Here is a 23,898-nt window from a genome sequence, read left to right on the forward strand (position 1 = left end):
AGCAGATCCAGCACGTCGTACTCGTCGACAAGGGTGTCCGCGATCCTCACGAAGGCGGCACTGACCCGGCCTGCGCGGGTGGTTATCTCCATGAACCCAATTTTAGGGCCCGCCGCGCCGAAATCACGGGGTCGGGGGCGGCGTAAAATCCAGCCGGCGTTCCAGGACCTCCGTGGAGGTCTCCCGTACCGTCTGCCCGTGCGCGAATGCGTGCCCCCGTAGCAGCAGCAATGCGTCAGCAGCAGTCCCCCCGGTCTGGGCGAGCACCATGCCTGTCGCCTGATGGATCTCGCGGCGGGACGGGGACAGGCCCATCCTCGGCGAACTCTCCGCGGACTCCGGGACGAGCACCCGACGCAGCAGGCTCCAGGCCGCCCCGTCGACGAGGGCGCGTGCCGTGACGAGCTCGGATTCGCCCAGTTCCCCGGGGGTCGTCCTGTAGAGCTCGACGACCCCGATATCCATGGCACCGACGACCAGGGGGAAGACGAAGAGGGCCTGCGCATCGGTGTCGGCCAGCGCCTTCCCGAAGACGGGCCACCTGTCGTGCGTCATCGAACGGACATAGGGGAGGAGGACGGGCAGCCGGGAACGCGCGGCTTCCCACCGCGGGCCTTCGCCCAGGTCGAACTGCAGCTCGTCCAGTCTTGCGGCGAGGGCGTCGCTGGCATGCAGCATGGTCTCCTGCTGCGAACCGCTGAACGCCGACAGCGCTGCCCCCGTCACCGGCAGGACGTCGATGAACGATGCACACAGCGTCGAGCACAGCGCGTCCAGCCCGGACAGGTCCTCCCCCCCGCTCACCGGCCCACCGCCTCAATGCCGCTGACAGGGACGCAGGACCAGCCCGGCATCTTCCTCACCCTTTCTCAGGCAACGCGGTCAAGTGGACGGAGAGCTCTCCGGTCCTGAAGCAGGTCCGGCGATCTTCTGTTTAAAGTCTAGACACAGACCAGAACCGACGTCAGGCTGCCGGCTGCACGAGGATTCCTGCCGTATCCGGCGAATCCGGGTTCGCGCGCCGACGCTGTGACACCGCCCTGTCCGCACGCCTCTCTCCACCCTTGACACCTGACCGGTGACCCCGCATCGTTGGGGTTACTGCCCCGGACCCCGGCACAGAGCCGTTACCGCCGTGCTGACCAGGGGCCCCTCATGACATCCGCATCCGAATACTCCACCGACACCGCGCGTCGTCGCTCCCCTGCGGAGCCGCTGCGCCTGGGGCGTCCGTCCTCCCGGAGTCTGAGCGACCGTCAGGCCGTGGTCGCCGTGATGGTTGCCAGCGGCCGCACCTGCGAGGACATAGCCTCCGACCTGTTCCTGCCCGTGCGGACGATCCAGGGGCACCTCGACCGGGCCATCGCGATCCTGGGCCTGTCCTCCGTGGAGGAACTCACCCACGAGGCGGTGGCATCGCACCCGGCGACCGATCTCCCGGGCGCAACAGGGCCACCGCCCGCGTCCCGGCCCGGGCCATTCACCGCTCGGCCCCGGAAGAACTCGCCGGCGGTCCTCGACGCGGCCGGGACGGCACAGCCCGCCGATCAGGAAACCGATCAGGAGACCGCGGAGAGCGCCACCCTCAGCCGGGAACTGGAGGCCATGCGCGCGCTCCTCCAACAGAAACTCGACAAGGTGCAGCAGCTGCAGGAGGCCGTCCTCAGCCGGGACACCATCGGCCAGGCCAAGGGGATCCTGATGGAACGCCACAAGATCAGCGCGGACCGGGCCTTCGCGATCCTGCAGGACCAGAGCTCCCGCACCAACCGGAAACTGGTGCACGTCGCCGAGCAACTCATCTATTCGGGGCGGGAGGACGGTCTTGGTCCGACCCGGGACCACCCCGACCCCGGTTGCCGTTCCTGACGCACCTGCCACCTCCCCGCGCCGTCGGGACCGCAGCGCGCCTGCGGTCGGGCGGAACCCGCCGCCCTCACGGCTTCGGCAGCGGCTCCACCGCGCTGGGCCGGTCGAGCACCGCCGCGGCTTCGTCACCGGGCGCCGACCGCAGCTCGTCCAGCCGGACGCACACCACGCCGACGACGATCAGGAGTCCGCCGAGCAGCTGCACGGCGACCGGCAGCTCGCCGAGGATCAGCCACGCCGCGAGCACGGCGAACATCACCTCCGTCAGGGCCACGAAGCTCGCCACCTTGGAGCCGAGGCGCTGCGCCGCCACGATGCCCGTCACGTAGGCGGCGACCGTGGCCACGAGGACGAGGACGGCGACGGGCACGACCCAGCTGTAGGTCCGCCCGGCCAGCTGGACGTCCGTGAACACGAAGGAGAACGGCATGATGTTCGTGACGCCCAGCAGCAGGATGGTCAGCGCGCCGACCACCATCCCTCCGCCGGCCATGACGAGCGGCGGCAGCGAATCGTCGACCCTCGCGGACATCAGGAAGAACACCACGAGGCAGACGGCGGCGGCGAGGCCGAACAGCACGCCCACGGGGTCGAGCCGGGTGTCCCCGGCGAGGTCGAGGACGAGCAGGAGTCCGAGGATCGCGGTGACGGACCCGATCATCGTGAGGGCGTGCGGCGCCCTGCGTGAGCGCAGCCAGAGGAACCCGACGATCAGCACGGGCGCCAGGTACTCGAGCAGCAGCGAGACTCCGACTGACATGCGCTGCACGGCATTGAAGTAGAAGAGCTGGCACAGGGCGATCGCCGTCGTGCCGTAGATCGTGATGGTGAGCGCATTGCCGCGCATCGTGGACCAGCGGCCCCGCAACGCGATGAGCACAGGCACCAGGAGCACGACGGCGGCGCCTCCGATCCGGAGGCCGACGGCGGCTCCGGGGCTCCAGCCGATCTCCAGGAGGGACTTCGCGAAGGGACCCGAGACGCCGAACGCCGCCGCGGAGATCAGGGCTATCCAGAGGCCGGTGGCGGGGCGCAGGGTCACGTCCGCTCCCTTCGGGTCGATGACTGGTGTCATGGGTGTGAAGTGGTTATGGTCGTGACACTAGAGGGATGCAATGTCAGGAGTCAACATGCTTTTCACATATGACACGGAAGTGGCGCTCTCGTCCGCGGCCGCGCTCATCAACACCGCGAAGGAGGACACCGATCCACTCGACACCCTGGAGGGCCTGGACAGGTTCCTCGAGGAGCAGCGGTTCACCGGCTCCCGGACGCACACCGATGACGAGCTGCAGTCGGTCCGCGCCCTGCGGGCCGAACTCGAGGTGATCTGGTTCGCGGAGGAGGACGACGCCGTCGCGTGCGTGAACGCGATCCTCCGGCGGGCCAACGCCCTCCCCCAGCTGGTCAGGCACGACGAGTGGGACTGGCACCTCCATGCGACCGCGCCCGAGGCGCCGCTCAAGGAACGCATGGCCACCGAGGCGGCGATGGCCCTCGCGGACGTCATCCGCGGACACGAGCTGGACCGCCTGCGCTCGTGCGCGGCGGAGGACTGCGACGGCGCGGTGCTGGACCTCAGCCGCAACCGCTCCCGGCGCTTCTGCGACACCGGGAACTGCGCGAACCGCACCCACGTGAAGGCCTACCGCGCGCGGAAGGCGCAGAGCGCCTGAGGGGTCGAGGGGGGCCGTGGACCTCCCGCCGTGATCAGGATATAGCTCCGGGGGGACCTTGCCGCAAGGCCCCTGCGTGCGGGCAGAATGGCGAGCCGCGGGTGCCGCGGACCACCCTTCCGAAGGAGCACAGCCATGACCGAGGTGATCATCGCGGGCGGCGGCCCGACAGGGATGATGCTTGCCGGTGAACTGCGGCTCCACGGCGTCGAGGTGCTCGTTCTCGAGAAGGACGCCGAGCCGACGAAGCAGGTCCGGTCGCTCGGCCTGCACGCGCGCAGCCTCGAGATCCTCGACCAGCGGGGGCTGCTCGACCGCTTCCTCGCGCACGGCACACGCTATCCGGGAACCGGTCACTTCGCCGGTATCGACAAGCCCTGGCCCGAGCACCTCGACAGCGCGCACGCCTACGTCCTCGGTATCCCGCAGCCGATCACCGACCGCCTGCTCACGGAGCATGCCGTCGAGGCGGGCGCCGACATCCGGCGCGGCAGCGAGCTCGTCGCCCTGCAGGAGGACGAGGGCGGGGTGGCCGTCGGCCTGGCCGACGGTTCCACGTTCCGCGCGCGCTACCTCGTGGGCTGCGACGGCGGCCACAGCACCGTCCGGAAGCTGCTCGGCGTGCCGTTCCCGGGCGAGCCGGCGACGACGGAATGGCTGCGCGGCGAGATGGAGGCGAGGATGCCGCCCGAGGACGTCGCGGCCGTCGTCGACGAGGTCCGCCGGACGCAGAAGGGCTTCGGCGTCGGGCCGGTGGGCGACGGCCTGTACGGAGTGGTCGTCCCCGCCGGGGGCGTCACGGAGGACCGCGCGATCGCCCCGACGCTCGAGGAGGTGAAGCGGCAGCTGCGGGCGGTGGCGGGGACCGACTTCGGCGTCCACTCACCCCGCTGGCTCTCCCGCTTCGGCGACGCCACGCGCCAGGCCGAGCGGTACCGGATGGGGAGAGTGTTCCTGGCGGGCGACGCCGCGCACGTCCACCCGCCGCTGGGCGGACAGGGCCTCAACCTCGGCCTCCAGGACTCCCACAACCTCGGGTGGAAGCTGGCCGCGCAGATCGACGGCCGGGCGCCGGACGGCCTGCTGGACACGTACCACGCCGAACGGCACCCCGTGGGCGCCGACGTCCTGGACAACACCCGCGCGCAGAGCGAGCTGCTGTCCCCGGGACCGGGCCCACGGGCCCTGCGCCGCCTGATGACGGAGCTGATGGACTTCGAGGACGTCAGCCGCCACCTTGTCGGGAAGATCACCGCCCTCGGCGTCCGCTACGACTTCGGCCCCGGACCGGAGCTGCTCGGCAGGCGGCTCCGCGACCTCGATCTCCGTCGGGGACGCCTCTACGAGCTGATGCGCGGCGGCCGCGGCCTCCTGCTCGACGGCTCCGGCACACTCTCGGTGGCCGGCTGGCCGGACCGCGTCGACCGGGTGGCGGACGGCAGCGCGGACCTGGGTGTGCCGGCCGTCGTCCTCCGACCGGACGGGCATGTGGCCTGGGCAGGCGGGGACCAAACGGGCCTCGAGGTGCAGCTGCGGCGATGGTTCGGCTCTCCCACGGGGTAGGAACCCCTGCGGCGGACCGGCGACTACCTGCGGCGGACCGCGACTACCAGTGGCTATCGGTGGCTATCGGTGGCGCGATACGGCGTCGGGCCGGTCGCGCCCGCGGACGGAACCGGCCGGCGGGGTCAGCGCCCGTACCCGCCCTCGGGGTCGTCCGGCCCGTTGCCGGGCGGGTCCTCGGCCGTGGTGCCGCCCTGGATGCCGTCGTCGGGGAAGCCGGCGTAGCCGCCGTGGGCGAACCCCTCCCCCTCGAAGGACAGGGACAGCGAGGACCCGTACGCCGGGGAGTAGCTCCCCGGGTAGCCGGCCGCCCCGGGTGCATACCCGAAGGAGCCATGGACGGAGGGGACGCCGTCCTCCTGGTCCGAGCCGTTGCTGCCGAGCAGGCTCCGCGTCAGCGACGCGCCGTCCGCCATCAACTCGTCCACCGCCGCGAGCAGGTGCCGATCGGCGACCGGCACGTCCTGCAGCGCGGCTGCGAGGACGGCGCGGCGCACCAGCTCACGGGTGAAGGACGCCGTCGTGCCCTCGGTCCGACCGGAGGCGGCGCCGATGGCATCGGCGCTGAAGGCGAGATCCCGCGCGTAGAGGCGCAGCAGGGCCGCGCGCTCGTGCTCCCCGGGCAGGGGCACCTCCACGGCGAGATCCACGCGTCCGGGTCGCTGCGCGAGGGCCCGCTCCAGCATGTCCACGCGGTTGGTGGTCAGCACGAAGGTGACGTCGGCGTCGTCGTCGAGTCCGTCCATGGCGTCCAGCACCTCGAAGAGGAGCGGCTGCGGACCGTGGCCGAAGCTGCGGTCCTCCGCGATGAGGTCGCAGTCCTCGAGGACCACGATCGACGGCTGGAGGGCGCGGGCCGTCCTGGCCGCCTCGCCCACGTGCCGCAGCGTCCCGCCCGAGAGGATGATCGCCGTCGTCCCCGCGCTGGCGCCCAGCAGGTACCGGACGGTGTGGGTCTTGCCGGTGCCCGGCGGGCCGTACAGGAGGATCCCGCGCTTGAGGTGCTGGCCGGCCGCGATCAGTGCCTGCCGATGCGCGGCGATGCCGAGGGCGTGCTCGCTGACGCGTTCCAGCAGTCCTTCGGGGAGGATCACGTCGGCGGCGTCGAGGGTCGGCCGATGGTGGAACGTCACGCCGGCGCTGCTCGGCCCGAAGTCCTCGATGGTGAAGGACAGCACCTGCCCCTTCATCACGCTCTCGCGCTGCATCCTCCGCCGGAACTCGGCGAGGAACCCGACGACGACGTCGGCGTCCCCGCACATCACCTCGAGGGATGCGGTCTGCCGGCCGTAGCGTGGCTCCGCGTTGCGCTGCAGGACCGCCAGGGGCACGCCGTCGCGCTCGAACAGCCGGAGGCCCAGCGCCACCGCCTGCCGCTGCTCGTCGGGGCCGATCGGCAGGTTCGCGTAGTCGGGTTGGGACAGGGGGAAGTTCGGGAAGGCCTCCGACTGCTGGATCATGTCGCTGAAGGACATGTGGTGGCGCTGGTCGCCGCCACCGATGCCGACGCACCGGCCGTCCGCCGTGAGCGACGCGAGGACGATGTCCGCGTCCACGAAACGGTGGGGCGGGACCTCCTCGACCACGACGGGCACGCTGCCGAGCTCGGCCCGGAGATGCGCCGAGAGCGTGTCGACGAGCTCCCTGCCGCGCGCCGAGCGGGGCTGCGCCTCCAGCGCCAGACGTGCCAGCGCACCGAAATCCCGAACGAATCCTGCCAGATCATCCCCCATGGTGGGAGGCTAGCAGGGACGTCAAGGGGTCAGCCGTCCTGCTTCGGCAGCCGCTCCCCGTACCGCGGTTCGTCGCTGGGCGTGGGCGGCGGCGCGGGCGTGGGCTCCGGGGAGGGATTCTTCGGGTCCGGCTTCGCCGTCGAGCGGTTGATGCCGGATCCCTTGCTGAGATGCTCGGCATTGGGCGTCTCGGCCATCATGAGCATCGCGCAGATCACGAGGGAGGCGATGAAGGCGATCCCTGCCGCCGTGAGGCCCAGGTCGACGCGCAGCTCCTTGGAACCGCCTCCGGTCGCGAAGATCGCCGTCGCGGCCCCGGCCACCACGGCCAGGACGGCGGAGAAGACGAGGGGTGCCTTGATGCCGTGGCGGAATCGTCCCTGCGTGGGTTTCCCCGGCTGGCGGTTGGCCACGGGCACTCCTTCCGGTTCCTGAGATTTCTACGAGACGTAGAGCCTCTAGTTTACGGGGTCCGGTCCGCCCTGGACGCCGGATGCGGACGATGCGCTGAGCGCTGAATCGTGCCGGTAGCTGAGGCCGGCGATACCGAGGACGACGGCGGTGAGGAGCGCCCCGCCGCCCGTCACGCCGAGCAGGGCGTGCGCACCGAGCCGCTCCACGAACGGCAGGATGCCGCCCGTGACGATCGCCACGATGCCGACGACGACGAGGTCCCGCGATGCCGCGTGGGTGCGGAGGGCGAGCCCGCGGACCAGTTCGGCGGCGCCCGCGGCCACCAGCGCGACGGCCCCCGCGACGGCGAAGCTGCGGTCGTCGTGGAGGACGAGGGTCACGATCCCGGCTCCGAGGAGCAGCCCCCCGCCGACGTCGGTCAGCCTGTGCTGCGGATCCCGGTGCGCCCTGCGGTGCGTCCAGAGGTAGGCCGCGCCGTTCAGCAGGAGGTAGAGCCCGCCGGCCACGGACATCACGAGCGTGGACGGATCACGCCAGAAGATGGTCACCAGCCCGAACAGGGCGCTCACGACGGCGCGGGCCAGGAACGGTTTCCACACCAGGAGCTCGGCGGTGTCGGGACCGGCGCCCGGGGCGGGCGATGCAGCAGCCATCAAGGGCCTCTCTGGGAGCGGGGCCGGGCGGTCTCCGGCCTGACCAGCTTAGTCCTCCGGCCGGCCGCCCTCACCGGCCTTCGCGGGCCTCGACGGGCCTCGACAGGCCTCACCGGGCCTCACCGGGCCTCACCGGGCCTGAACGTGCAGGATCGGGTCGGCATGCGAGAGCATGGGGAGGAATGCATCGAGGCCGTCGTCGGCGTCCTCGTCGACGACCGACCTGGCGCCCGGATCCGACCACTGGGCGTCGGACTGTCCCTGCAACGGAGGACGTGGGAATGCCCCCTGGACCATCGACCTCGGCCCGGGCAGCCGGGGTCCGGGTTCCGATGCGGCTCGGTCCGGCGCCGACCTCAGGGCACCTCCGGGCCGCCGCGGCGGGCGGTCGTCGCGTCCATGCCTGATGATCCCTGGCCCGGCCATGCGAAGGACTCGCCGGCCTACCGCAGGATGCTGCTCGCCCTCGTCTTCGCGGGGCTGGCGACGTTCGCGCAGCTGTATTCGTTCCAGGGCCTCCTGACAGCCGTCGCCTCCGAGTACGAGGTCTCCCCCTCCGAGGCCGCGCTGTCCGTCTCCGCGGCGACGCTCGGCCTCGCCCTGGCGGTGATCCCCTGGTCCGCTGTCGCCGACCGGATCGGGCGCCGGCGGAGTATCGCCTGGGCGATGAGCGCGGCGGTCGTCCTGGGCCTGCTGGGCGCGGTGGCGCCGTCGTTCCCCGTGCTGATCGGACTGCGCCTCCTCGAGGGGATCGCGCTCGGCGGCGTGCCCGCGACGGCCCTCGTCTACCTCCACGAGGAGGTGCAGAAACGCCATGCGGCCGTGGCGGCGGGGACCTACATCGCCGGGACGACGATCGGGGGCATTACGGGGCGCCTCGTCGCGGGGTTCATCGGGGACGCGCTCGGGTGGCGGGCCGGTGTGCTGGGCGTCAGTCTCCTGGCCGGTGGCGCTGTCGTCGCGTTCCTCGTCCTGGCCCCCTACGCCCGCGGCTTCGTCCCCACGGTCCGCGGGCAGGGACCGTCACTCCTCGCCCGCCTCGTGATGAATCTGAGGTCCCTTCCACTCCTGGCCGTCTATGCTCAGGGCTTCCTCCTCATGGGTGCCTTCGTGGCGGTCTACAACTACCTGGGGTTCCGGCTCGAGGCCCCGCCCTTCCTGCTACCCGCGTCCATCGTCAGTCTCCTGTTTCTCGCCTACCTCGCAGGAACGGTGACGTCCCGCGTCGCCGGTGACCTGAGTGGACGACACGGGAAGCTCCCGGTACTCCTCTGCGCCATCCTCGTCATGGTGGCGGGGCTGTCCGTGACTCTCGCCGGGCCACTCCCCGTCGTGGTCGTCGGGCTCGTCATCTTCACCGGCGGCTTCTTCGCCGCCCATTCCGTGGCTTCCGGGTGGACGCCGGTCCTCGCCACCGAGGGTCGCGCACAGGCGGCGGGCCTCTACAACTTCGCCTACTACGCCGGCTCCAGCGCGGTGGGGTGGGCCGGCGGTCTCTTCTTCGGCCGGTTCGGTTGGCCCGGTGTCGTCGCCTTCACCACGGCGCTGGCGGGACTCGCCGCGCTCCTGGCTGCCATCGCTCTCCGCGATGCGAGCGGAGGTAAGCCCTCTCGGCGCCACCTCCGGTAGGGCATGGATCCAGGGCATCCGAAGACCGCACTCCGGTCCGACCCGGCGTCGTCACCGACCGGCGCGGCCGGCGCGGATGGAACCGGTGATCCCGGCAGCTGCGAACACGACGGTGGCCGCCAGCACGACGACGACGGGCAATGTCCAGGCGCCCGTGGCGTCATGGATGGCGCCGACGAGGAACGGGGCCGTGGCGCCGACGGCATACCCGGCGCCCTGCACCATCGCGGACAGCTGCCGGGCATGCGTGCCGCTGAGCGCGAGCTGCACCACGAGCATGAACACGATCGTGATGCCGCCTCCTTGAGCCACACCACCCAGGAAACCCCAGGCCAGCCAGCCGGTGGGAGCGAGCAGGAGCCCCAGCGGACAGCTGATCCACAGGGCGGCGACGAGGGCGAAGGTCCCCGGGACCCCCAGGCGTGAGGAGAGCAGCGGGACCCCGAGCGCGCCGACGACGGCGGCGATCTGGAAGACGGACGAACTCGTACCGGCCTGACCGGCCGAGTAGCCGAGCTCCTGCTCGAGGATGGTCGGGAGCCACGCGGTGAGCCCGTAGTAGGAGAACGCCTGGGCGCCGAACGTCAGCGACAGGAGGACGGCCGGGAGGCTGAGCCAGGTTCGCGGTCTCGCGACCGGCAGTGGGATGCCGCCGGCGTCGGGTGCGGCGGTACGGACGGCGGCCGATTCCGCGGCCGGCCCCAGGGGCCCCCACCGGAACGCCGCGGCCGGCCCGATGGCTTTCAGCCATACCGCGGCGGCGGCGACGACGAACCCGATCCACGTCAGCAGCGCCCCCCGCCAGCCGAAGGCTGCGGCGAGAGGGGCCGTGGCGAGGGTCGTGATCATGGAGCTCACGTTCAGCGCCGACGTGTAGGCGCCGGTGACGATGCCGACCCGCCGGGGCGCGATGTCCCGGCGGATGATGACCGGCAGGACGACGTTGCCGACCGTGATGAAGGCCCCCATGATGACGGTGCCCGCCACGGTGGCTTCCAGCCCGCCGGCCGAACGCACGATGGAGCCCACCCCGACGCCGAGGATGGCCGTCGTCGTCGCGAAGTTCGCGCCCGCTCTCCCGACGAACACCGAGGCGAAGGGCGTCATGACGGCGAAGCACAGCACCGGCAGCGTCGTCAGCAGCCCTGCCTGGGCGGCGCTCAGGGACAGCTCACCGCTGATCCGGCCCGTGATGGGAGCGACGGCCACGATCGGTCCGCGGAGGATGAAGCCGATGAACACGATGCCCAGCAGCAGGAGGACCGGGAAACGGGAGCGGGCGGGGATGCTCATCGATTCCACCCTACGGGCGTACTCCCGGGTCGCGGGCCGTCCACGGGCGGGGCCCTCCCGCTCCTGTCGCCTCGCACTGATCAGTCGAAGGAGCCGTGCACTGTCCGGACCGCCTGCCGGACGAGCGACTCGTCCGTCCGGTAGTGGACGTCGCCGTCGGCCGGGGCGGCGGACCCCAGGGGTATCCAGTACCGGGACGTCTGCCGCACCGCCTCCTTCGCCGACAGGTGCACAGCGTGCACCCCGACCGCGAGGACACGGGGGAGGGTCTGCGGCGAGATCCCACCCCCGGCCATGACCTCGATACCCGTCCCGCGGTCGAGCATCGCGCGGATCCGCCCCAGTCCCCGGTCGACGGTGGGGGCACCTCCGGAGGTGAGGACGCGATCGATGCCGGCTGCGGCGAGGTCCTCGAGGTGTGCCGCGGGATCCGGGAGCTGGTCGATGGCGCGGTGGAAGGTCACCTGCGTCCCGGGGCCGGCGGCGCGGGCGGCTGCGGAGAGCCGGTCGAGTGCGGGGAGGTCGATCCGACCGTCCGCCGTGAGGGCACCGATCACGACGCCCGCCACGCCGGCGTCGACGGCTCGGGCGGCCTCGTCCGCCATCCAGCGGATCTCCTCGGGGGAGTAGACGAAACCGCCCGGCCTGCAGCGGATCAGCACGTGGACGGGTATGCCCGTGGCGACGGACTCCCCGGTCATCGTCAGGCTCGGCGTCAGCCCGCCGAGTTCGAGGGCGGCACAGAGCTCGACCCGGTCAGCTCCCCCGGCGATCGCCGCCCGCGCCCCGGCCGGCGACGTGACGGCTATCTCGACAGCAGGCGGCGTCGGGTCGGGTGGCGTCACTTCACCGATCCTGCGGTCAGTCCGCCGATGAGCCTCTTCTCGATCAGGGCGAACAGGACGATCACGGGGACGATGGCGACGATGGACACCCCGAACACGTACTGCCAGCTCGTCGCGTACTGGCCGATGAACTTGGTGAGGGCGACCGAGAGCGGCTGGTTCTCCGCCGTCGACATGATGACGAGGCTGGCGGCGAACTCGTTCCAGGAGGCGACGAACGTGAAGATGATGGCCGTGACGATCCCCGGCCACACGAGCGGCAGGTTGATCCGGAAGAGCACGGCCAGGCGGCTCGCCCCGTCCAACTGCGCCGCCTCGTCGACTTCCTTCGGGATGCCCGCGAAGAAGCTGTGCATGATCCACAGCGCGAAGGACAGATTGAACGCCGCGTTGATCAGGATCATGGCGACCCAGGTGTCATTGAGGTCGAGCACCAGCATCTGCCGGAAGAGCCCCGCCGTCAGCACGGCCGGCTGCAGCATCTGGGTGACGATGACGAGGAACAGGAACGCCATCCTGCCCGGGAAATTGAAGCGGGCCGTGTAGTAGGCGGCGGGGGTGGCGACCAACAGGACGAGCAGGGTCGCGAACACGGCGATGACCACCGTGGAGATGAGGTTGTACGTCAGGGGCGTCTCGGGGGTGGACCACATCGTGAGGTAGTTGCCGACCTGCAGGCCGTCCTGCGGGAAGTAGCGGGGCGGGACGGCGAGGATCTCCGACCTCGTCTTGAGGGACCCGACGAGCATGATGAGGTACGGGACGAGGAAGAGGGTCGCGACGAGTACCCCGACGACGATCCGGCCCACCATCGTGCGCCGGCTGACGCCGTCGGCACCGTATTTCCTGGCCCTCGGCTCAGGGGACGGCCGGACCGGAACTGTGCGTGCTGGTGCGATGGCCATGTCAGTCCTCTCTCATCGGCTTGACGATCTTCACGTACGCCGCGACGATCACGATCACGATGGCGAAATTGATCACGCTCAGGGCGCTCGCGAGGTCCAGCCGCCGGTCGAACTGGAGGACCTTGAAGATGTACGTCATCAGTGTGTCGGCGCTGTAGCCGGGCAGCGAGCCCGTCATGATGCGCAGGATCGGCAGGTTGTTGAAGACGTTGATGACGTTGATGAGCACGGCGACGGCGAGGGCGCCGCGCAACTGGGGCAGGACCACCAGGAAGTAGGTACGTACCTTGCCGGCACCGTCCATCTTCGCGGCCTCGAGGATGTCCCCGGGTACCGCCTGGAGTCCGGCGAGCAGCGTGTAGGTGGTGAAGGGGATGGAGACGAAGATGCCGACGACGATCGCCGCACCTAGGGCCGTCGCGACGTTCTTCGTGAAGCCGTAGGGGCTGTCGAGCAGCCCGATGTCGACGAGGAAGGTGTTCATGATCCCGTAGTCGCGGTCCAGCCCGTAGTAGAAGACGGTCGTCGTCATGACCACGCTCGCCGCCCAGGGAACCACCACAGCCATGCGGACCAGGGTCCGCCCGGGGAAGGGCTTGTTGAGGAAGTTCGCGAGCGCGAGCGAGAGGATGACCGTCACCGTCACGACCACCACGACCCACACCAGCGTGTTCAGGAGTATCCGGGGCAGGTTCGGATCGGCCAGCACCCTGCTGAAGTTGGCGAACCCGACGCCCTCGACGTCGGTTCCCGCCTGGCTGATCCGCCGGGTGGAGTTGTAGATCATGTAGGCGGCGGGGAACAGGACGACCCCGAAGATCAGGATCAGGACCGGACCAATCCAGGGAAGTGCTGCGACGAGGCTCTCCCTGTTCTGGCCACGTCCCGTCCGGATGCGCGTGGTGGGAGGCTGCTGGAAGGTGCTCATGGGGGTCCCGTTCTACTCGGACAGGAGGGGAGCCGACGCGACGCCGGCCCCCCTCCCGTCGGTGCCTCAGGCGGCGGCGTCGGCCTTCGCCTGGATCTGCTCGAGCACGGATGCGGGCTCCTGTGTCTCCAGCAGGCCCATGAGCGACTTGAACGCACCGTCCGTGGCGTTCCACGCCGGGTTCGAGGTCGGGTAGAACTCGGCGTCCGGCAGCATCTCGAGGAACGGCTTCAGCGTCTCGTTCGAGGCCATGGCCTCGGCTCCCGACTTCGTGGAGGGGAGGAAGCCCTCGGTCTCCACCCAGCTCACGTACTGGTCCTCGGCGAAGAAGAAGTCCATGAAGGAGGTGATGGCTTCCTGCTTCGTCTCGTCGTTCTTGAAGGCCAGGAGGCGGTCGGCCACGCCGAGGGTGGCGGGCTCTCCCGTGTTGGTGGGGACGTTGGCTATCCCGTAGTTCAGCTCGGGATTGGCTTCCTCAATCTGGCCGACCGTCTGGGGAAGGGCGTAGACCATGCCGATCTGGCCCTGCATGAAGACGTTGATCATCGGGGTGCGCTGCGTTGCGCCCGGGTCCGGCTGGGTGACGCCGTCCGTGATCATCTTCTTCATGAACTGGGCTGCTTCGAGGTTCTCGGGGGTGTTCACCGTGATCTCGGACGCGTCCCCGAATCCGCCGCCGTTGCCGGCGAACCAGATGAGGGACTCACCCTGGGCTTCCTCCGAACCGAGCGGCATGCCGTATCCGGGAGTGCCCGTGGCCGTGATCTTCGCGGCGGCGTCGTTCAGCTCCTCCCAGGTCGTGGGAGGGGCCTCGACACCGGCGGCGTCGAACAGGTCCTGGTTGTAGAACAGTGCGCGGGCGGATGCGAGGAGGGGCAGCCCGTACTGCGTACCCTCGAGGCTCTCGTTCTCGACGAACGACTCCTGGAAGTCGGCGAGCGTGTCCTCCGATGCGATCTCCTCGGCGGAGTAGAGCAGGCCTTCCGAGGCGAAGGCCGAGAAGGCGCCGCCGTTGTAGATGTCCGGTGCCTCTCCTGCCTGGATCTTGGTCTGGAGTACCGACTCCAGGTTCTCCCAGGACTCGATCTGCAGATTGACCGTGACGCCTTCGTTGGCTGCCTCGAAATCCTCGATCACGCCCTCCCAGAGGGCCTTGGTGCCATCGGAGTAGCTGGGGACCAGCATGTTCAGCGTCGTCCCCTCACCCTCTGCCTCGGCCGACCCGCCACCGCCGAACCCGCAGGACGACACGGCGAGTGTCCCGACGGCGGCCATCGCCATCATGCTCATCCTCAGTTTGTTCTTCATCGCTTGATTCCTTTTCGAGATGGTCCGGGACGTCCATGCACCGCAGATCCCACAGGTCCGACTCCGACCGCTTATGAGTGAATTTGATCAATAACGTGATCGAGCAATCAGCACCGAGCAGTTTGTCATCCATAGCATGCCGTGACGTACGTCTCAGGTCAAGCATTCCGGGAACACGCAACATGAATGAAACACGGGGTGGAAGCCCGCCCGCCGCGGCGACGGGATGATCGACCGTGATCTCTGGACAGGGGAAGTGATCATGAGTGATCATGGATCGATCCCGCTTCGAGCTCCGAGGAGAAATTCGTGTCTCAGCTTCCCGAACCAGCAGACTCCGCCCCTGTGCGCGGCTCCTCCATGGACAGCGAGCTGTCCTCCCAGCCGGAGTGCTGGGAGCGTGCCATCGCCCAGGCCGGGCGGGAGCAGCTGCTGCCGGCACGGGGCCGGCGGGTCGCGGTCGTCGGGTGCGGGACCTCCTGGTTCATGGCGCAGGCCTACGCTGCCGCGCGTGAGGGGTCCGGCCACGGGGAGACCGACGCATTCGCGGCGTCGGAGGCTTCGGCCATCACCACCCGTGCCTACGACGCCGTCGTCGCCATCACCCGCTCCGGCACGACGAGCGAGATCCTCTCCCTGCTCACCGACCTGAAGGGCAGGACTCCCACCGTCGTGGTGCTCGGCGACGTCGGATCGCCTGCTGTCGCCCTGGCCGACAGCGTGGTCGGGCTGCCCTATGCCGACGAGTCGTCGGTGGTCCAGACCCGCTTCGCCACCTCGGCCCTGGTGTACCTCCTCACGTCCGTGGGCGTCGACCTCGGTTCCGCCGTGGCCGATGCACGGGCTGCCGTTGCCGCGGAGACTCCCGACGACCTGCTGGCCGCGGAGCAGTTCAGCTTCCTGGGCACGGGGTGGACCGTCGGGCTCGCGCATGAGGCAGCGCTCAAGATGCGCGAGGGCGTCCAGGGGTGGACGGAGTCGTATCCGGCGATGGAGTACCGGCACGGCCCTATCGCCATCGCCCAGCCGGGACGCGTCACCTGGGTGTTCGGGCAGGAGCCGGCCGGACTGCGGGAGGAGGTCGGCGCTACGGGTGCCCTCTACGTCAGCACCGGCGCCCATCCACTGGCCGACCTCGTCCGCATCCACAAGGTCACCCTCGACCGTGCCCGCTCCCGCGGCCTCGACCCTGACACCCCCCGCCACCTCTCGCGGTCGGTCGTCCTCGGAAGCTGATCCGATGCCCCTCGATGTGTCCGGCGGTCCGCCCTCGGGACTTGCGGGCCCCGGCCCCGGAGTCCTGGCCATCGACGTGGGCGGCACCGACACGAAGGCCGCCGTGATCGACCGTGCAGGCAATCTCCACGGGCTCGAGCGCATCCCGTCCGCCCATGACGAGCGACGCCCGGGCGACGCGGTGGCGGAGCAGGTCGTCGAGCTGGCCAGGACCTATACGGCCCGCTTCCCCGACCGCGAGATCCATGCCCTGGGCCTCGTCGTCCCGGGACTGGTCGACGACGTCGCCGGGGTGGGGCTGTTCGCCAGCAACTTCGGCTGGGACCACTACCCCTTCCGGGACGTCGTCAGCGACGCCACAGGTCTTCCCGTGGCCTTCGGTCACGACGTGAGCGCGGCCGGGGATGCCGAGATGCGGGCCGGTGCAGGGCTCGGAGCCGAGGACGCCGTCGTGCTCATCATCGGGACCGGGATCGCCGGTGCGGTCTTCTGCGGCGGACGCCCGGTGCGCGCGGGCGGCTACGCGGGGGAGATCGGTCACGCACAGGTGCCCGGAGGCCTGCCCTGCCCCTGCGGTGCCACCGGCTGCCTCGAGACGTTGGGGTCGGCGGGCGCTATCATGCGCCGGTACACCGCACGCACGGGGCGCCCGGTGTCCGGGGCCCGGGAGGTCCTGATCGCCAGCCAGGCCGGCGACGAGGACGCCTCCGAGATCTGGGCCGACGCCGTCCAGGCCCTGGCTTTCAGCATCTGCCAGCTCGCCGCGATGATCGGCACCGAGACCGTGATCCTGGGCGGCGGGTTGTCCCAGGCGGGACCTGCCCTCCTGGAACCGTTGGGCCGACGGATCCAGGAGCAGATGACCTTCCTGCGCGTGCCCCGCCTGACGACGTCCCTGCTCGGCCAGGACGCCGGCCTGATCGGCGCGGCCCTGCACGCCAGGGATCTCCTGCAGGCCCACGCATGACACCGTCGGCTCCCATCCTCACCGTCACGCCCAATCCGGCGTTGGATACCACCTATACGGTGCCGACCCTCGTCCCGGGCCGGTCCCACCGTGTGGCCCCTCCCGTGGTGAAGGCCGGAGGCAAGGGGCTCAACGTCGCGCGCGTGATCCACCAGGCCGGGCACGGGGTCCACGCGGTCCTTCCCGTCGGCGGGGAATCGGGGGCCCTGCTGAGGGCCGATCTCGCGGGGAGCGGGATCCCCCACTCGCTGGTGGACGTCGCCCTACCGACCCGGCGGAGCATCGCCGTCTACGACCGGGCCGCGGGAGATGCGACGCTGCTCAACGAGGAGGGCCGCGGCCTCGCACCCGAGGAGTGGGACCTCCTGGCGGGGACCGTCCTGCAGTGGTTGCCGCGATCGGGGTGCCTCGTCGGCTCGGGTAGCCTTCCCCCCGACGCGGCGCCCGGCTTCTACGCCCGTCTGGTCGAAGCGGCCCGGCCGCTCGGCGTACCCACGATCGTCGACACCTCCGGGCCGGCCCTGCTGGCCGCCGCACGCGCGGGAGTGACGGTGCTGAAACCGAACCATCATGAACTCCTGGAGTCCACGGGTGAGGCCGACCCGGAACGGGGTGCGATGAAGCTCCTCGCCCTGGGCGCGGGCCTCGTCCTCGTGAGCCGGGGCGAGAAGGGCATGCTCGCTTTCGAAGCCCGTGATTCGGAGATATCGTCGTGGCACGCCGGCTTTCCCACGGTGCTCGCGGGCAACCCGACGGGTGCCGGGGACGCCGCCGTGGCTGCTGTCGCGGTCCTGCTCGCCCAGGGGGTCCGGCACGCCCCGGATCTGCTCCGCGCCGCGACGGGCTGGTCCGCAGCAGCGGTTCCGATGCCGACCGCCGGAGTGCTCCACGGGGAGTACGGCGCCATGACGGAGGCCGTGGTCGTCCGGCCCGGCGCCGCGGGCGCCCGGTCGGCGGCATCCGGTACGGCTCCGCATCCACCTCCAGCGAAGGATCCACCATGGGACTGACCCCGACCCGCCAGCTGATCGACGCCGCGGTCGCCGCCGACAGCGGGATCGGCAGTTTCAACGTGCTGCACCTCGAGACGGCCGAGGCGATCGTCGCCGGAGCGGAGGCCGCCGGGCTTCCGGTCATCCTGCAGATCTCGCAGAACTGCGCCGCCTATCACGGGGCACTCGGGCCGATCGCCGCGGGTGCGCTTGCGGTGGCGCGCGCCGCCGAGGTCCCCGTGGCGCTGCATCTCGACCACGCGGAGGACGAGCACCTCGTCTATCAGGCGTTCGACCTCGGCTTCGGGTCGGTCATGTACGACGGTGCGCACCTCCCCTTCGACGACAACGTCACCACCACCCGGCGGGTCGCCGAACGCGCCCATGCCCTGGACGTCTTCGTGGAAGCCGAGCTCGGGACGGTGGGCGGCAAGGACGGCGCCCACGCTCCCGGTGTACGGACCGATCCCGGGGAAGCGGCGGCCTTCGTGGCGGCCACCGGCGTCGACGCCCTGGCTGTCGCCGTCGGGTCCTCCCATGCCATGACGGAGCGCGCCGCGGTCCTCGACCTCGACCTGATCGGACGGCTGAAGGCCTCGGTCGCCGTACCGCTCGTGCTCCACGGGTCCTCCGGTGTCCCGGACGAGGTCCTCGTCCAGGCCGTGCGGGCCGGGATGACGAAGATCAACGTCTCGACCCACCTGAACGGCTTCTTCACCCGGGCCGTCCGGGACGTGCTCGCTGCGCAACCCGAGCTCGTCGACTCGCGCCGGTACATGGCGGCCGGTCGCACAGCACTCGCCGCGGAAGCCGCGCGGCTCCTCGCCCTGCTGGCCCCGGCCACCCGACCGGCAGAAGCAAGGCGCTGAGCCCGTGGAGAAGACGGAGCGACTCAACGCCATCCTCGACCTCCTCGCGGCCGAGGGGAACGTCTTCGTCGAGGACATCATCACCCGGCTCGGCGTCTCCCCCGCCACGGCCCGGCGTGACCTCGACAGCCTCGCCGCCCAGCGACTCCTGACCAGGACCCGCGGCGGAGCCACCATGGAGGCCGTCGCCTACGACCTGCCGACCCGGTACAGCCGGGACGACAACACACGCCAGAAGCAGGCGATCGCCCGGGCGGCCAGTGCGCTCGTGCCGAAGGGCTCGGTGATCGGCCTCTGCGGCGGGACGACGAGCACGGCCATCGCCCAGGCCCTGGGCATGCGCCCGGACCTGATGGAGCCCTCCAGCAAGCCCACCCTCACCGTGGTCACCAACGCGATCAACATCGCGGCGCAGCTCGTTGTGCGGCCGAACATCCGCATCATGGTCACCGGCGGCGTGGTCAACCCCCGGTCCTACGAGCTGGTGGGGCCCTACACGGACGTCATCCTGCAGCGCGTCGCCCTCGACATCGCGTTCATCGGCGTCAACGGACTGGACCCGGTCATCGGACCGACCGTCAGCGACGAGGGCGAGGCCGAGGTGAATGCGCTGATGGCGCGACGGGCTTCCGAGACCTTCATCGTGGCCGACTCCTCTAAGATCGGCACGCGCAACTTCGCCACGATGACCGGTTACGTCTTCAGCAACCTGATCACCGACGGCGGTATCACCGATGAGCAGAAAGCCGCCTTCGAGGCCGGCGGGACGAAGGTCATCGTGGCGCCGGAGGGCAGCTGACCGGCTTCATCCACCCCCCCAGAACGGAGTCCACCATGCGCGTCGTCATCCTCGACGGTGCCGGGGACATCGGCGCCTTCGGTGCCGGCCTCATCCTCGACGGCGTCGTCCGGGGGAGGATCCGGACGCTCGGCGTCGCCACCGGATCCTCGCCCCTGGCCATCTACCGCGCCCTGGCGGACCAGTGGATCCCCGCCCTCGCGCACCTCGACGCCTTCGCGCTCGACGAGTACGTGGGCCTGCCGGCCGAGGATCCCCAGAGCTACCACTCGGTGATCCGGAGGGAAGTGACCGACAGGCTCCGCCTCGATCCGGCGAACGTGCATGTCCCCGACGGTTGCGCTGCCGATCTCGATGCCGAATGCGAGCGGTACGAGGCGGCGATGGCCGCTGCCGGCGGCGTGGACCTGCAGCTGCTGGGCATCGGGCGGAACGGGCACATCGGCTTCAACGAGCCGAGCTCCTCCCTGTCCTCGCGCACGCGGCCGAAGACCCTGATGGCAGCCACCCGCAGGGACAATGCACGCTTCTTCGGCGACCCGGACCTCGTCCCCCGGCACTGCCTCACGCAGGGGCTCGGCACGATCCTGGACGCCGCCGAGGTGCTGCTCGTCGCCCAGGGATCCGGGAAGGCAGAGGCGGTACGCGCGGCGGTCGAGGGTCCCGTCTCCAGCATGTGCCCGGCGTCGGTACTGCAGCTGCACCGGCGGGCGACGATCCTGCTCGATGAGGAGGCAGCCCGGCAGCTCGCGCTGCGGCAGTACTACCTGGACACCGAGAAGAACAGGATCGAGGGCCTCCGGCCATGAGTACCGTCGCCTTCCACGGCACCACCAAGATCGACGCCGACGGCGAGACCCCGGACTTCTGGGTGGTGGTCGCAGACCGGACCATCACGGCGACGGGCACGGGCGCGGGCTGGCGTGACCACGACCCGGACGAGGTCGTCGACGGCACCGGTCATCGCCTCACGCCCGGATTCATCGACCTGCACGTGCACGGAGGCGGCGGGTACAGCCATGAGGACGGTGCCGAGTCGGTCGCTCGGTCGCTCGCCGCCCATCATCCCCATGGCACCACCCGTGCCGTGGCGAGCCTCGTGTCCAACCCCGTCGAACAGCTGTCACGCTCGCTGGCCGGCATCGCCGACCTCGCCGGGACCAATCCCCTGCTGCTCGGCAGTCACCTCGAGGGGCCGTTCCTCTCGGTCGGCAAGCGCGGCGCCCACAACGCGGACCACCTCACGGATCCCTTGGAGGAGACCGTCGGACGCCTGCTCGACGCTGCGCGCGGGACCCTGCGGCACATCACCCTCGACCCGGAGCGCCCCGGCGCCCTGCAGGCCATCCGCCGTCTCGTCGCCGCAGGCGTCACCGTGGCCGTGGGGCACACCGAGGCGGGGTACGAGCAATCCCTCTCCGCCCTGCGCGCGGGCGCCACCCTCCTGACCCATTCGTTCAACGGCATGCCGGGCCTGCACCACCGCGACCCGGGGCCGGTGGGTGCCGCCCTGGTGGGCGGTGCCTATCTCGAGGTGATCCTCGACGGACACCACGTCCATCCGGCCGTCGCCGTGATGCTCTTCACCCTCGCACCGCACCGCATCGTCCTGGTCACCGACGCCATGGCCGCCGCCGGCGCGCCGGACGGGCAGTACCAGCTCGGTGGACTCGACGTCGACGTCGAGGAGCGCGTCGCGAGGCTGCGGGCCGGCGGCTCCCTCGCCGGTTCCACGCTGACCCTCGACTCGGCGCTGCGTCATGCGCTCGAGGCCGGCATCCCCGTCGTACCCGCCGTCGAAGCCCTGACCCTTGCTCCGGCGCGCGTCCTCGGGCTCTCCGACTCCTTCGGCCTGGTCCGTCCCGGGTTCGCCGCCGACCTCGTCCTCTTCGACCACGCATGGCAGGTCACCTCGGTGCTCGCCGACGGCGCGTGGCTCCACCGGGCATGACCGGCCCCTTCTCGGCGTGCCGGTCATTCCTCCGGATCCACGTGGAAGGACATCGGCACCGGGGCGGCGGAGTGGCGGGCGGTCCGGGCGTCCCTCTCCATCCCCGAGGGCCGGGTGAGGACCGAGTACAGTTCCGGGCGACGGCCCAGGAGCCAGCGGCGACCGGTCGCGAGCGGCAGCAGGTCGAGGTCCAGGTCCGCTGCGACGACCGCGACATCCGCGACGGGCGTCTCGGCGACGATCCGGCCGTAGGGATCGATGATCATGGAGTTCCCGGTCCGGATCTCGTCGTCGTCCACGCCGATGCCGTTGCTGAACAGGACGAAGAGCCCGTTGTCGTGTGCTCGGGACGGTAGCCAGCGCATCAGCCACTCACGGCCGGAAGGACCGTTCGCGGCGGCCTCGAACGCTGCCGGGTTCCCATGGCGGTCGTCCCACAGGGCGCGTGGGATCGGGCGCATCCCGTGGGGACTCATCGATCTCGTGCCACCCGTCTGGTGGGGTGCGATCAGCACAGTCGCACCCAGCAGCGCGACCGCCCGCACGTTCTCGACGAGATTGTTGTCCCAGCAGATGAGGATGCCCATGCGCGTACCCCAGGGCGTGTCGAAGACGGTGTACGAGTCGCCGCTGGAGATCGCATCGTGCTCGAACGCGTGGAGCTTGCGGTGCACGTGCGAGGTGCCGTCGGGAAGGCAGACGGCGTAGGAGTTGTAGAGGCCGTCCCCCTCCGCCTCCAGGAACCCCACTCCGATACCCAGCCCCGTCTCCACGGCCAGCCGCTGCACCTCCGCGACGGCGGACCCGTCCCGGGGCTGGGCGAGCCCACGCAGGCGGGAGGCGGACTGGCGGGTCAGATGCCAATAGCCCAGGAGACAGAGCTCGGGGAAGACGATGATCTGCACGCCATCGGCAGCCGCTTCGAGCGTCAGACGGCGGACCGTCCCCAGGTTCGCGGCCATGTCATCGGGGACCGGTTCGAACTGGACCACTGCCGCTCGAAGCGTGTCCGCCGCCGGCTCACTCATCCCTGCCTCCCTCGCATCTCCCTGATCGGGGCGTCGTCCCGGGCCCTCCCCCGACACGCCCCGGCCTCGGGGGCTCCCGCCAGCACCCAGTGAACCAACCCGAGGCCGTCGCGTCCAGAAGACCCGCGCTCCCGGTCACGCGGCAGTGCCTCATCCGGGCTGGATCCCCTCCGGGTACCAGGGGTAGCCGGCAGCCAGCGGCGCACCGTCGTCGTGCTGTGAGAGCCACGCGACGGCAGCACCGTGGTAGCGGTGGAAGCCCTTGTAGTCGGCGAGTTCGGGGTCCAGGGACGCGAGCGCCCGATGTACGCGTTTCGCCCAGTCCGGGGCGTGCTCGACCAGTTCGGCCAGGCTGACGAGGTAGGTGCGGACCGGGAAGACGATGCCGTTCGAGCGGGGCAGGCGGTGGAGGGGCTGCAGTTCGATGCGCAGGTACACCATCTCTCCCGCGTTCTCGGCCGTGACCTCCGCCCGGTCCGGGGCCCAGTCCGGGAGCGTCTCCACCGAGGTCTCGAGACGGGGGTGGACGGTCAGCGACCAGTTGACGCGCCGGACGGGGTGGCCGGGCTTCATGCGGAGCAGGAACTTGAGCGCCCGGTCGAGGATCCCCATCTTGTCCAGCTTGGGCACAGGGCCGTGGAATTCCGCGAAGTTCATGCCGAGGTTGAACTGCAGGGAGTAGTCGGCGCGCTGGGTGGTCATCCCGGCGCCGATGACGAGGGTGTTGTCCCTCTCCTCGAGGACGACGAACTCCCCCTGGGCCTGGCGTGTCGCATACTCCATCGGGTCCATCGGCAGGGTGTCGGGATCGCCGAACGTGAAGGAATCGTCGATGCCGAGGAGCCGGTTCTGCCACCGCCACTCGTTCCCGTTCATGGTGAGGGTGAAGTGCTCGGGGAAGTCCCTGTTGTAGGACTCGAAGATGAGCTCGAGGAGGTCCCACTGCGCTTCCATCATGTGCGGCAGCGCGAGGTAGTGGACACCCGGCATCTCCCGCAGCATCTGGTCGCGATGGGCGCACTCGGACACATAGTGCTCGTCGACGTCGAAGGCGGCCCTCAGCGCGCCGGTGCCCGCCGGGACATGCGGTTCGAGGTTCATCGAGTACATGTACTCGTCGTCCGGGAACGGGAAGGGGAGACGGCGGACCGCCTCGCGGGAGTTCCGGAACCGGTACTCCCCGTCCGGGGTGTACGTCTCGTCCGGCGTGGATGCGGCGGGGTCGGATACGGCTGTCATC

Annotated in this window: 24 protein-coding genes; 11 read left to right on the forward strand and 13 right to left on the reverse strand. The window is 70.4% G+C overall.

Annotation, left to right across the window (positions count from 1 at the left end):
- Positions 1 to 123: 123 nt before the first annotated feature.
- Positions 124 to 804, reverse strand: coding sequence for a GAF and ANTAR domain-containing protein (locus ACX80K_RS08375; RefSeq protein WP_459271396.1), 681 nt, complete (start codon positions 802 to 804; stop codon positions 124 to 126).
- Between the two features lie 351 nt (positions 805 to 1,155).
- Between ACX80K_RS08375 and ACX80K_RS08380 the strand changes: the two genes are divergently transcribed.
- On the forward strand, positions 1,156 to 1,869 hold the full coding sequence (locus tag ACX80K_RS08380) for an ANTAR domain-containing protein (protein ID WP_459271397.1): 714 nt from the start codon (positions 1,156 to 1,158) through the stop codon (positions 1,867 to 1,869).
- A gap of 67 nt (positions 1,870 to 1,936) precedes the next feature.
- On the opposite strand, the gene ACX80K_RS08385 is transcribed toward ACX80K_RS08380, so the two are convergent.
- Positions 1,937 to 2,944 carry an EamA family transporter gene (locus ACX80K_RS08385; protein ID WP_459271398.1) on the reverse strand — a complete coding sequence of 336 codons (1,008 nt, stop codon included), beginning with the start codon at positions 2,942 to 2,944 and terminating at the stop codon, positions 1,937 to 1,939.
- A gap of 55 nt (positions 2,945 to 2,999) precedes the next feature.
- On the opposite strand from ACX80K_RS08385, the gene ACX80K_RS08390 reads away from it, so the two are divergent.
- A complete protein-coding gene (locus ACX80K_RS08390) occupies positions 3,000 to 3,545 on the forward strand; it encodes a CGNR zinc finger domain-containing protein (RefSeq protein WP_459271399.1) in 546 nt (181 codons plus the stop codon).
- 135 nt (positions 3,546 to 3,680) lie between these two features.
- Positions 3,681 to 5,108, forward strand: coding sequence for a rifampin monooxygenase (gene rox, locus ACX80K_RS08395; RefSeq protein WP_459271400.1), 1,428 nt, complete (start codon positions 3,681 to 3,683; stop codon positions 5,106 to 5,108).
- A 125-nt stretch (positions 5,109 to 5,233) separates the two neighbouring features.
- Here the strand turns inward: rox and ACX80K_RS08400 are convergent, their stop codons facing one another.
- From ACX80K_RS08400 to ACX80K_RS08415, 4 genes are all read right to left on the reverse strand, one after another.
- On the reverse strand, positions 5,234 to 6,841 hold the full coding sequence (locus ACX80K_RS08400; RefSeq protein WP_459271401.1) for an AAA family ATPase: 1,608 nt from the start codon (positions 6,839 to 6,841) through the stop codon (positions 5,234 to 5,236).
- Between the two features lie 29 nt (positions 6,842 to 6,870).
- The gene (locus tag ACX80K_RS08405) at positions 6,871 to 7,254 is read right to left on the reverse strand and encodes a hypothetical protein (protein WP_459271402.1); all 384 of its coding nucleotides are present in this window, start codon (positions 7,252 to 7,254) and stop codon (positions 6,871 to 6,873) included.
- 45 nt (positions 7,255 to 7,299) lie between these two features.
- Positions 7,300 to 7,908 carry a DUF308 domain-containing protein gene (locus ACX80K_RS08410; RefSeq protein ID WP_459271404.1) on the reverse strand — a complete coding sequence of 203 codons (609 nt, stop codon included), beginning with the start codon at positions 7,906 to 7,908 and terminating at the stop codon, positions 7,300 to 7,302.
- 129 nt (positions 7,909 to 8,037) lie between these two features.
- Positions 8,038 to 8,175, reverse strand: coding sequence for a hypothetical protein (locus tag ACX80K_RS08415; protein ID WP_459271405.1), 138 nt, complete (start codon positions 8,173 to 8,175; stop codon positions 8,038 to 8,040).
- A gap of 132 nt (positions 8,176 to 8,307) precedes the next feature.
- Here ACX80K_RS08415 and ACX80K_RS08420 point away from each other — a divergent pair, with 132 nt between their 5' ends.
- Positions 8,308 to 9,537 carry an MFS transporter gene (locus ACX80K_RS08420; RefSeq protein ID WP_459271406.1) on the forward strand — a complete coding sequence of 410 codons (1,230 nt, stop codon included), beginning with the start codon at positions 8,308 to 8,310 and terminating at the stop codon, positions 9,535 to 9,537.
- A 51-nt stretch (positions 9,538 to 9,588) separates the two neighbouring features.
- Here ACX80K_RS08420 and ACX80K_RS08425 read toward each other — a convergent pair whose 3' ends face one another.
- From ACX80K_RS08425 to ACX80K_RS08445, 5 genes are all read right to left on the reverse strand, one after another.
- Positions 9,589 to 10,830 (reverse strand): MFS transporter, encoded by a 1,242-nt coding sequence (locus ACX80K_RS08425; protein WP_459271407.1) that lies wholly within the window; start codon positions 10,828 to 10,830, stop codon positions 9,589 to 9,591.
- An 80-nt stretch (positions 10,831 to 10,910) separates the two neighbouring features.
- Complete coding sequence (locus ACX80K_RS08430; RefSeq protein WP_459271408.1) at positions 10,911 to 11,675, reverse strand: copper homeostasis protein CutC; 765 nt, start codon at positions 11,673 to 11,675, stop codon at positions 10,911 to 10,913.
- Positions 11,672 to 12,580, reverse strand: a complete 909-nt coding sequence (locus ACX80K_RS08435; protein WP_459271409.1) for a carbohydrate ABC transporter permease — start codon at positions 12,578 to 12,580, stop codon at positions 11,672 to 11,674. The genes ACX80K_RS08430 and ACX80K_RS08435 overlap by 4 nt, the downstream gene beginning before the upstream one ends.
- Position 12,581: 1 nt before the next feature.
- Positions 12,582 to 13,508 (reverse strand): carbohydrate ABC transporter permease, encoded by a 927-nt coding sequence (locus ACX80K_RS08440; protein ID WP_459271410.1) that lies wholly within the window; start codon positions 13,506 to 13,508, stop codon positions 12,582 to 12,584.
- Between the two features lie 66 nt (positions 13,509 to 13,574).
- Positions 13,575 to 14,816, reverse strand: a complete 1,242-nt coding sequence (locus tag ACX80K_RS08445; RefSeq protein ID WP_459271411.1) for an extracellular solute-binding protein — start codon at positions 14,814 to 14,816, stop codon at positions 13,575 to 13,577.
- Between the two features lie 360 nt (positions 14,817 to 15,176).
- Here ACX80K_RS08445 and ACX80K_RS08450 point away from each other — a divergent pair, with 360 nt between their 5' ends.
- From ACX80K_RS08450 to nagA, 7 genes are read left to right on the forward strand one after another with little or no spacing between them, the layout of a single operon-like run.
- Positions 15,177 to 16,052, forward strand: coding sequence for an SIS domain-containing protein (locus tag ACX80K_RS08450; protein ID WP_459271724.1), 876 nt, complete (start codon positions 15,177 to 15,179; stop codon positions 16,050 to 16,052).
- A 4-nt stretch (positions 16,053 to 16,056) separates the two neighbouring features.
- Positions 16,057 to 17,019 carry an ROK family protein gene (locus ACX80K_RS08455; protein ID WP_459271413.1) on the forward strand — a complete coding sequence of 321 codons (963 nt, stop codon included), beginning with the start codon at positions 16,057 to 16,059 and terminating at the stop codon, positions 17,017 to 17,019.
- The gene (locus ACX80K_RS08460; protein WP_459271414.1) at positions 17,016 to 18,029 is read left to right on the forward strand and encodes a 1-phosphofructokinase family hexose kinase; all 1,014 of its coding nucleotides are present in this window, start codon (positions 17,016 to 17,018) and stop codon (positions 18,027 to 18,029) included. The genes ACX80K_RS08455 and ACX80K_RS08460 overlap by 4 nt, the downstream gene beginning before the upstream one ends.
- On the forward strand, positions 18,020 to 18,880 hold the full coding sequence (locus tag ACX80K_RS08465) for a class II fructose-bisphosphate aldolase (RefSeq protein ID WP_459271415.1): 861 nt from the start codon (positions 18,020 to 18,022) through the stop codon (positions 18,878 to 18,880). Before ACX80K_RS08460 ends, ACX80K_RS08465 begins: the two co-directional genes overlap by 10 nt.
- Before the next feature lie 4 nt (positions 18,881 to 18,884).
- Positions 18,885 to 19,679 carry a DeoR/GlpR family DNA-binding transcription regulator gene (locus tag ACX80K_RS08470; protein WP_459271416.1) on the forward strand — a complete coding sequence of 265 codons (795 nt, stop codon included), beginning with the start codon at positions 18,885 to 18,887 and terminating at the stop codon, positions 19,677 to 19,679.
- 35 nt (positions 19,680 to 19,714) lie between these two features.
- Positions 19,715 to 20,488 (forward strand): glucosamine-6-phosphate deaminase, encoded by a 774-nt coding sequence (gene nagB / locus ACX80K_RS08475; protein ID WP_459271418.1) that lies wholly within the window; start codon positions 19,715 to 19,717, stop codon positions 20,486 to 20,488.
- A complete protein-coding gene (gene nagA, locus ACX80K_RS08480; RefSeq protein ID WP_459271419.1) occupies positions 20,485 to 21,630 on the forward strand; it encodes an N-acetylglucosamine-6-phosphate deacetylase in 1,146 nt (381 codons plus the stop codon). Before nagB ends, nagA begins: the two co-directional genes overlap by 4 nt.
- Positions 21,631 to 21,653: 23 nt before the next feature.
- Here nagA and ACX80K_RS08485 read toward each other — a convergent pair whose 3' ends face one another.
- A complete protein-coding gene (locus ACX80K_RS08485) occupies positions 21,654 to 22,658 on the reverse strand; it encodes a nitrilase-related carbon-nitrogen hydrolase (protein ID WP_459271421.1) in 1,005 nt (334 codons plus the stop codon).
- Between the two features lie 150 nt (positions 22,659 to 22,808).
- The gene (locus tag ACX80K_RS08490) at positions 22,809 to 23,897 is read right to left on the reverse strand and encodes a heme-dependent oxidative N-demethylase family protein (protein ID WP_459271422.1); all 1,089 of its coding nucleotides are present in this window, start codon (positions 23,895 to 23,897) and stop codon (positions 22,809 to 22,811) included.
- Between the last annotated feature and the right edge of the window lies 1 nt (position 23,898).

The sequence above is a fragment of the Arthrobacter sorbitolis genome, assembly GCF_054510995.1.

What these genes read in the sequence shown, in the direction of transcription:
- ACX80K_RS08450 (WP_459271724.1), top strand. Translation starts at nt 15,177, where the DNA reads ATGGACAGCGAGCTGTCCTCCCAGCCGGAGTGCTGGGAGCGTGCCATC.
- ACX80K_RS08490 (WP_459271422.1), bottom strand. Translation starts at nt 23,897, where the DNA reads ATGACAGCCGTATCCGACCCCGCCGCATCCACGCCGGACGAGACGTAC.
- ACX80K_RS08455 (WP_459271413.1), top strand. Translation starts at nt 16,057, where the DNA reads ATGCCCCTCGATGTGTCCGGCGGTCCGCCCTCGGGACTTGCGGGCCCC.
- ACX80K_RS08425 (WP_459271407.1), bottom strand. Translation starts at nt 10,830, where the DNA reads ATGAGCATCCCCGCCCGCTCCCGTTTCCCGGTCCTCCTGCTGCTGGGC.
- ACX80K_RS08485 (WP_459271421.1), bottom strand. Translation starts at nt 22,658, where the DNA reads ATGAGTGAGCCGGCGGCGGACACGCTTCGAGCGGCAGTGGTCCAGTTC.
- ACX80K_RS08380 (WP_459271397.1), top strand. Translation starts at nt 1,156, where the DNA reads ATGACATCCGCATCCGAATACTCCACCGACACCGCGCGTCGTCGCTCC.
- ACX80K_RS08385 (WP_459271398.1), bottom strand. Translation starts at nt 2,944, where the DNA reads ATGACACCAGTCATCGACCCGAAGGGAGCGGACGTGACCCTGCGCCCC.
- ACX80K_RS08440 (WP_459271410.1), bottom strand. Translation starts at nt 13,508, where the DNA reads ATGAGCACCTTCCAGCAGCCTCCCACCACGCGCATCCGGACGGGACGT.
- ACX80K_RS08410 (WP_459271404.1), bottom strand. Translation starts at nt 7,908, where the DNA reads ATGGCTGCTGCATCGCCCGCCCCGGGCGCCGGTCCCGACACCGCCGAG.
- ACX80K_RS08435 (WP_459271409.1), bottom strand. Translation starts at nt 12,580, where the DNA reads ATGGCCATCGCACCAGCACGCACAGTTCCGGTCCGGCCGTCCCCTGAG.
- ACX80K_RS08445 (WP_459271411.1), bottom strand. Translation starts at nt 14,816, where the DNA reads ATGAAGAACAAACTGAGGATGAGCATGATGGCGATGGCCGCCGTCGGG.
- nagB (WP_459271418.1), top strand. Translation starts at nt 19,715, where the DNA reads ATGCGCGTCGTCATCCTCGACGGTGCCGGGGACATCGGCGCCTTCGGT.
- rox (WP_459271400.1), top strand. Translation starts at nt 3,681, where the DNA reads ATGACCGAGGTGATCATCGCGGGCGGCGGCCCGACAGGGATGATGCTT.
- ACX80K_RS08420 (WP_459271406.1), top strand. Translation starts at nt 8,308, where the DNA reads ATGCCTGATGATCCCTGGCCCGGCCATGCGAAGGACTCGCCGGCCTAC.
- ACX80K_RS08400 (WP_459271401.1), bottom strand. Translation starts at nt 6,841, where the DNA reads ATGGGGGATGATCTGGCAGGATTCGTTCGGGATTTCGGTGCGCTGGCA.
- nagA (WP_459271419.1), top strand. Translation starts at nt 20,485, where the DNA reads ATGAGTACCGTCGCCTTCCACGGCACCACCAAGATCGACGCCGACGGC.
- ACX80K_RS08390 (WP_459271399.1), top strand. Translation starts at nt 3,000, where the DNA reads ATGCTTTTCACATATGACACGGAAGTGGCGCTCTCGTCCGCGGCCGCG.
- ACX80K_RS08460 (WP_459271414.1), top strand. Translation starts at nt 17,016, where the DNA reads ATGACACCGTCGGCTCCCATCCTCACCGTCACGCCCAATCCGGCGTTG.
- ACX80K_RS08465 (WP_459271415.1), top strand. Translation starts at nt 18,020, where the DNA reads ATGGGACTGACCCCGACCCGCCAGCTGATCGACGCCGCGGTCGCCGCC.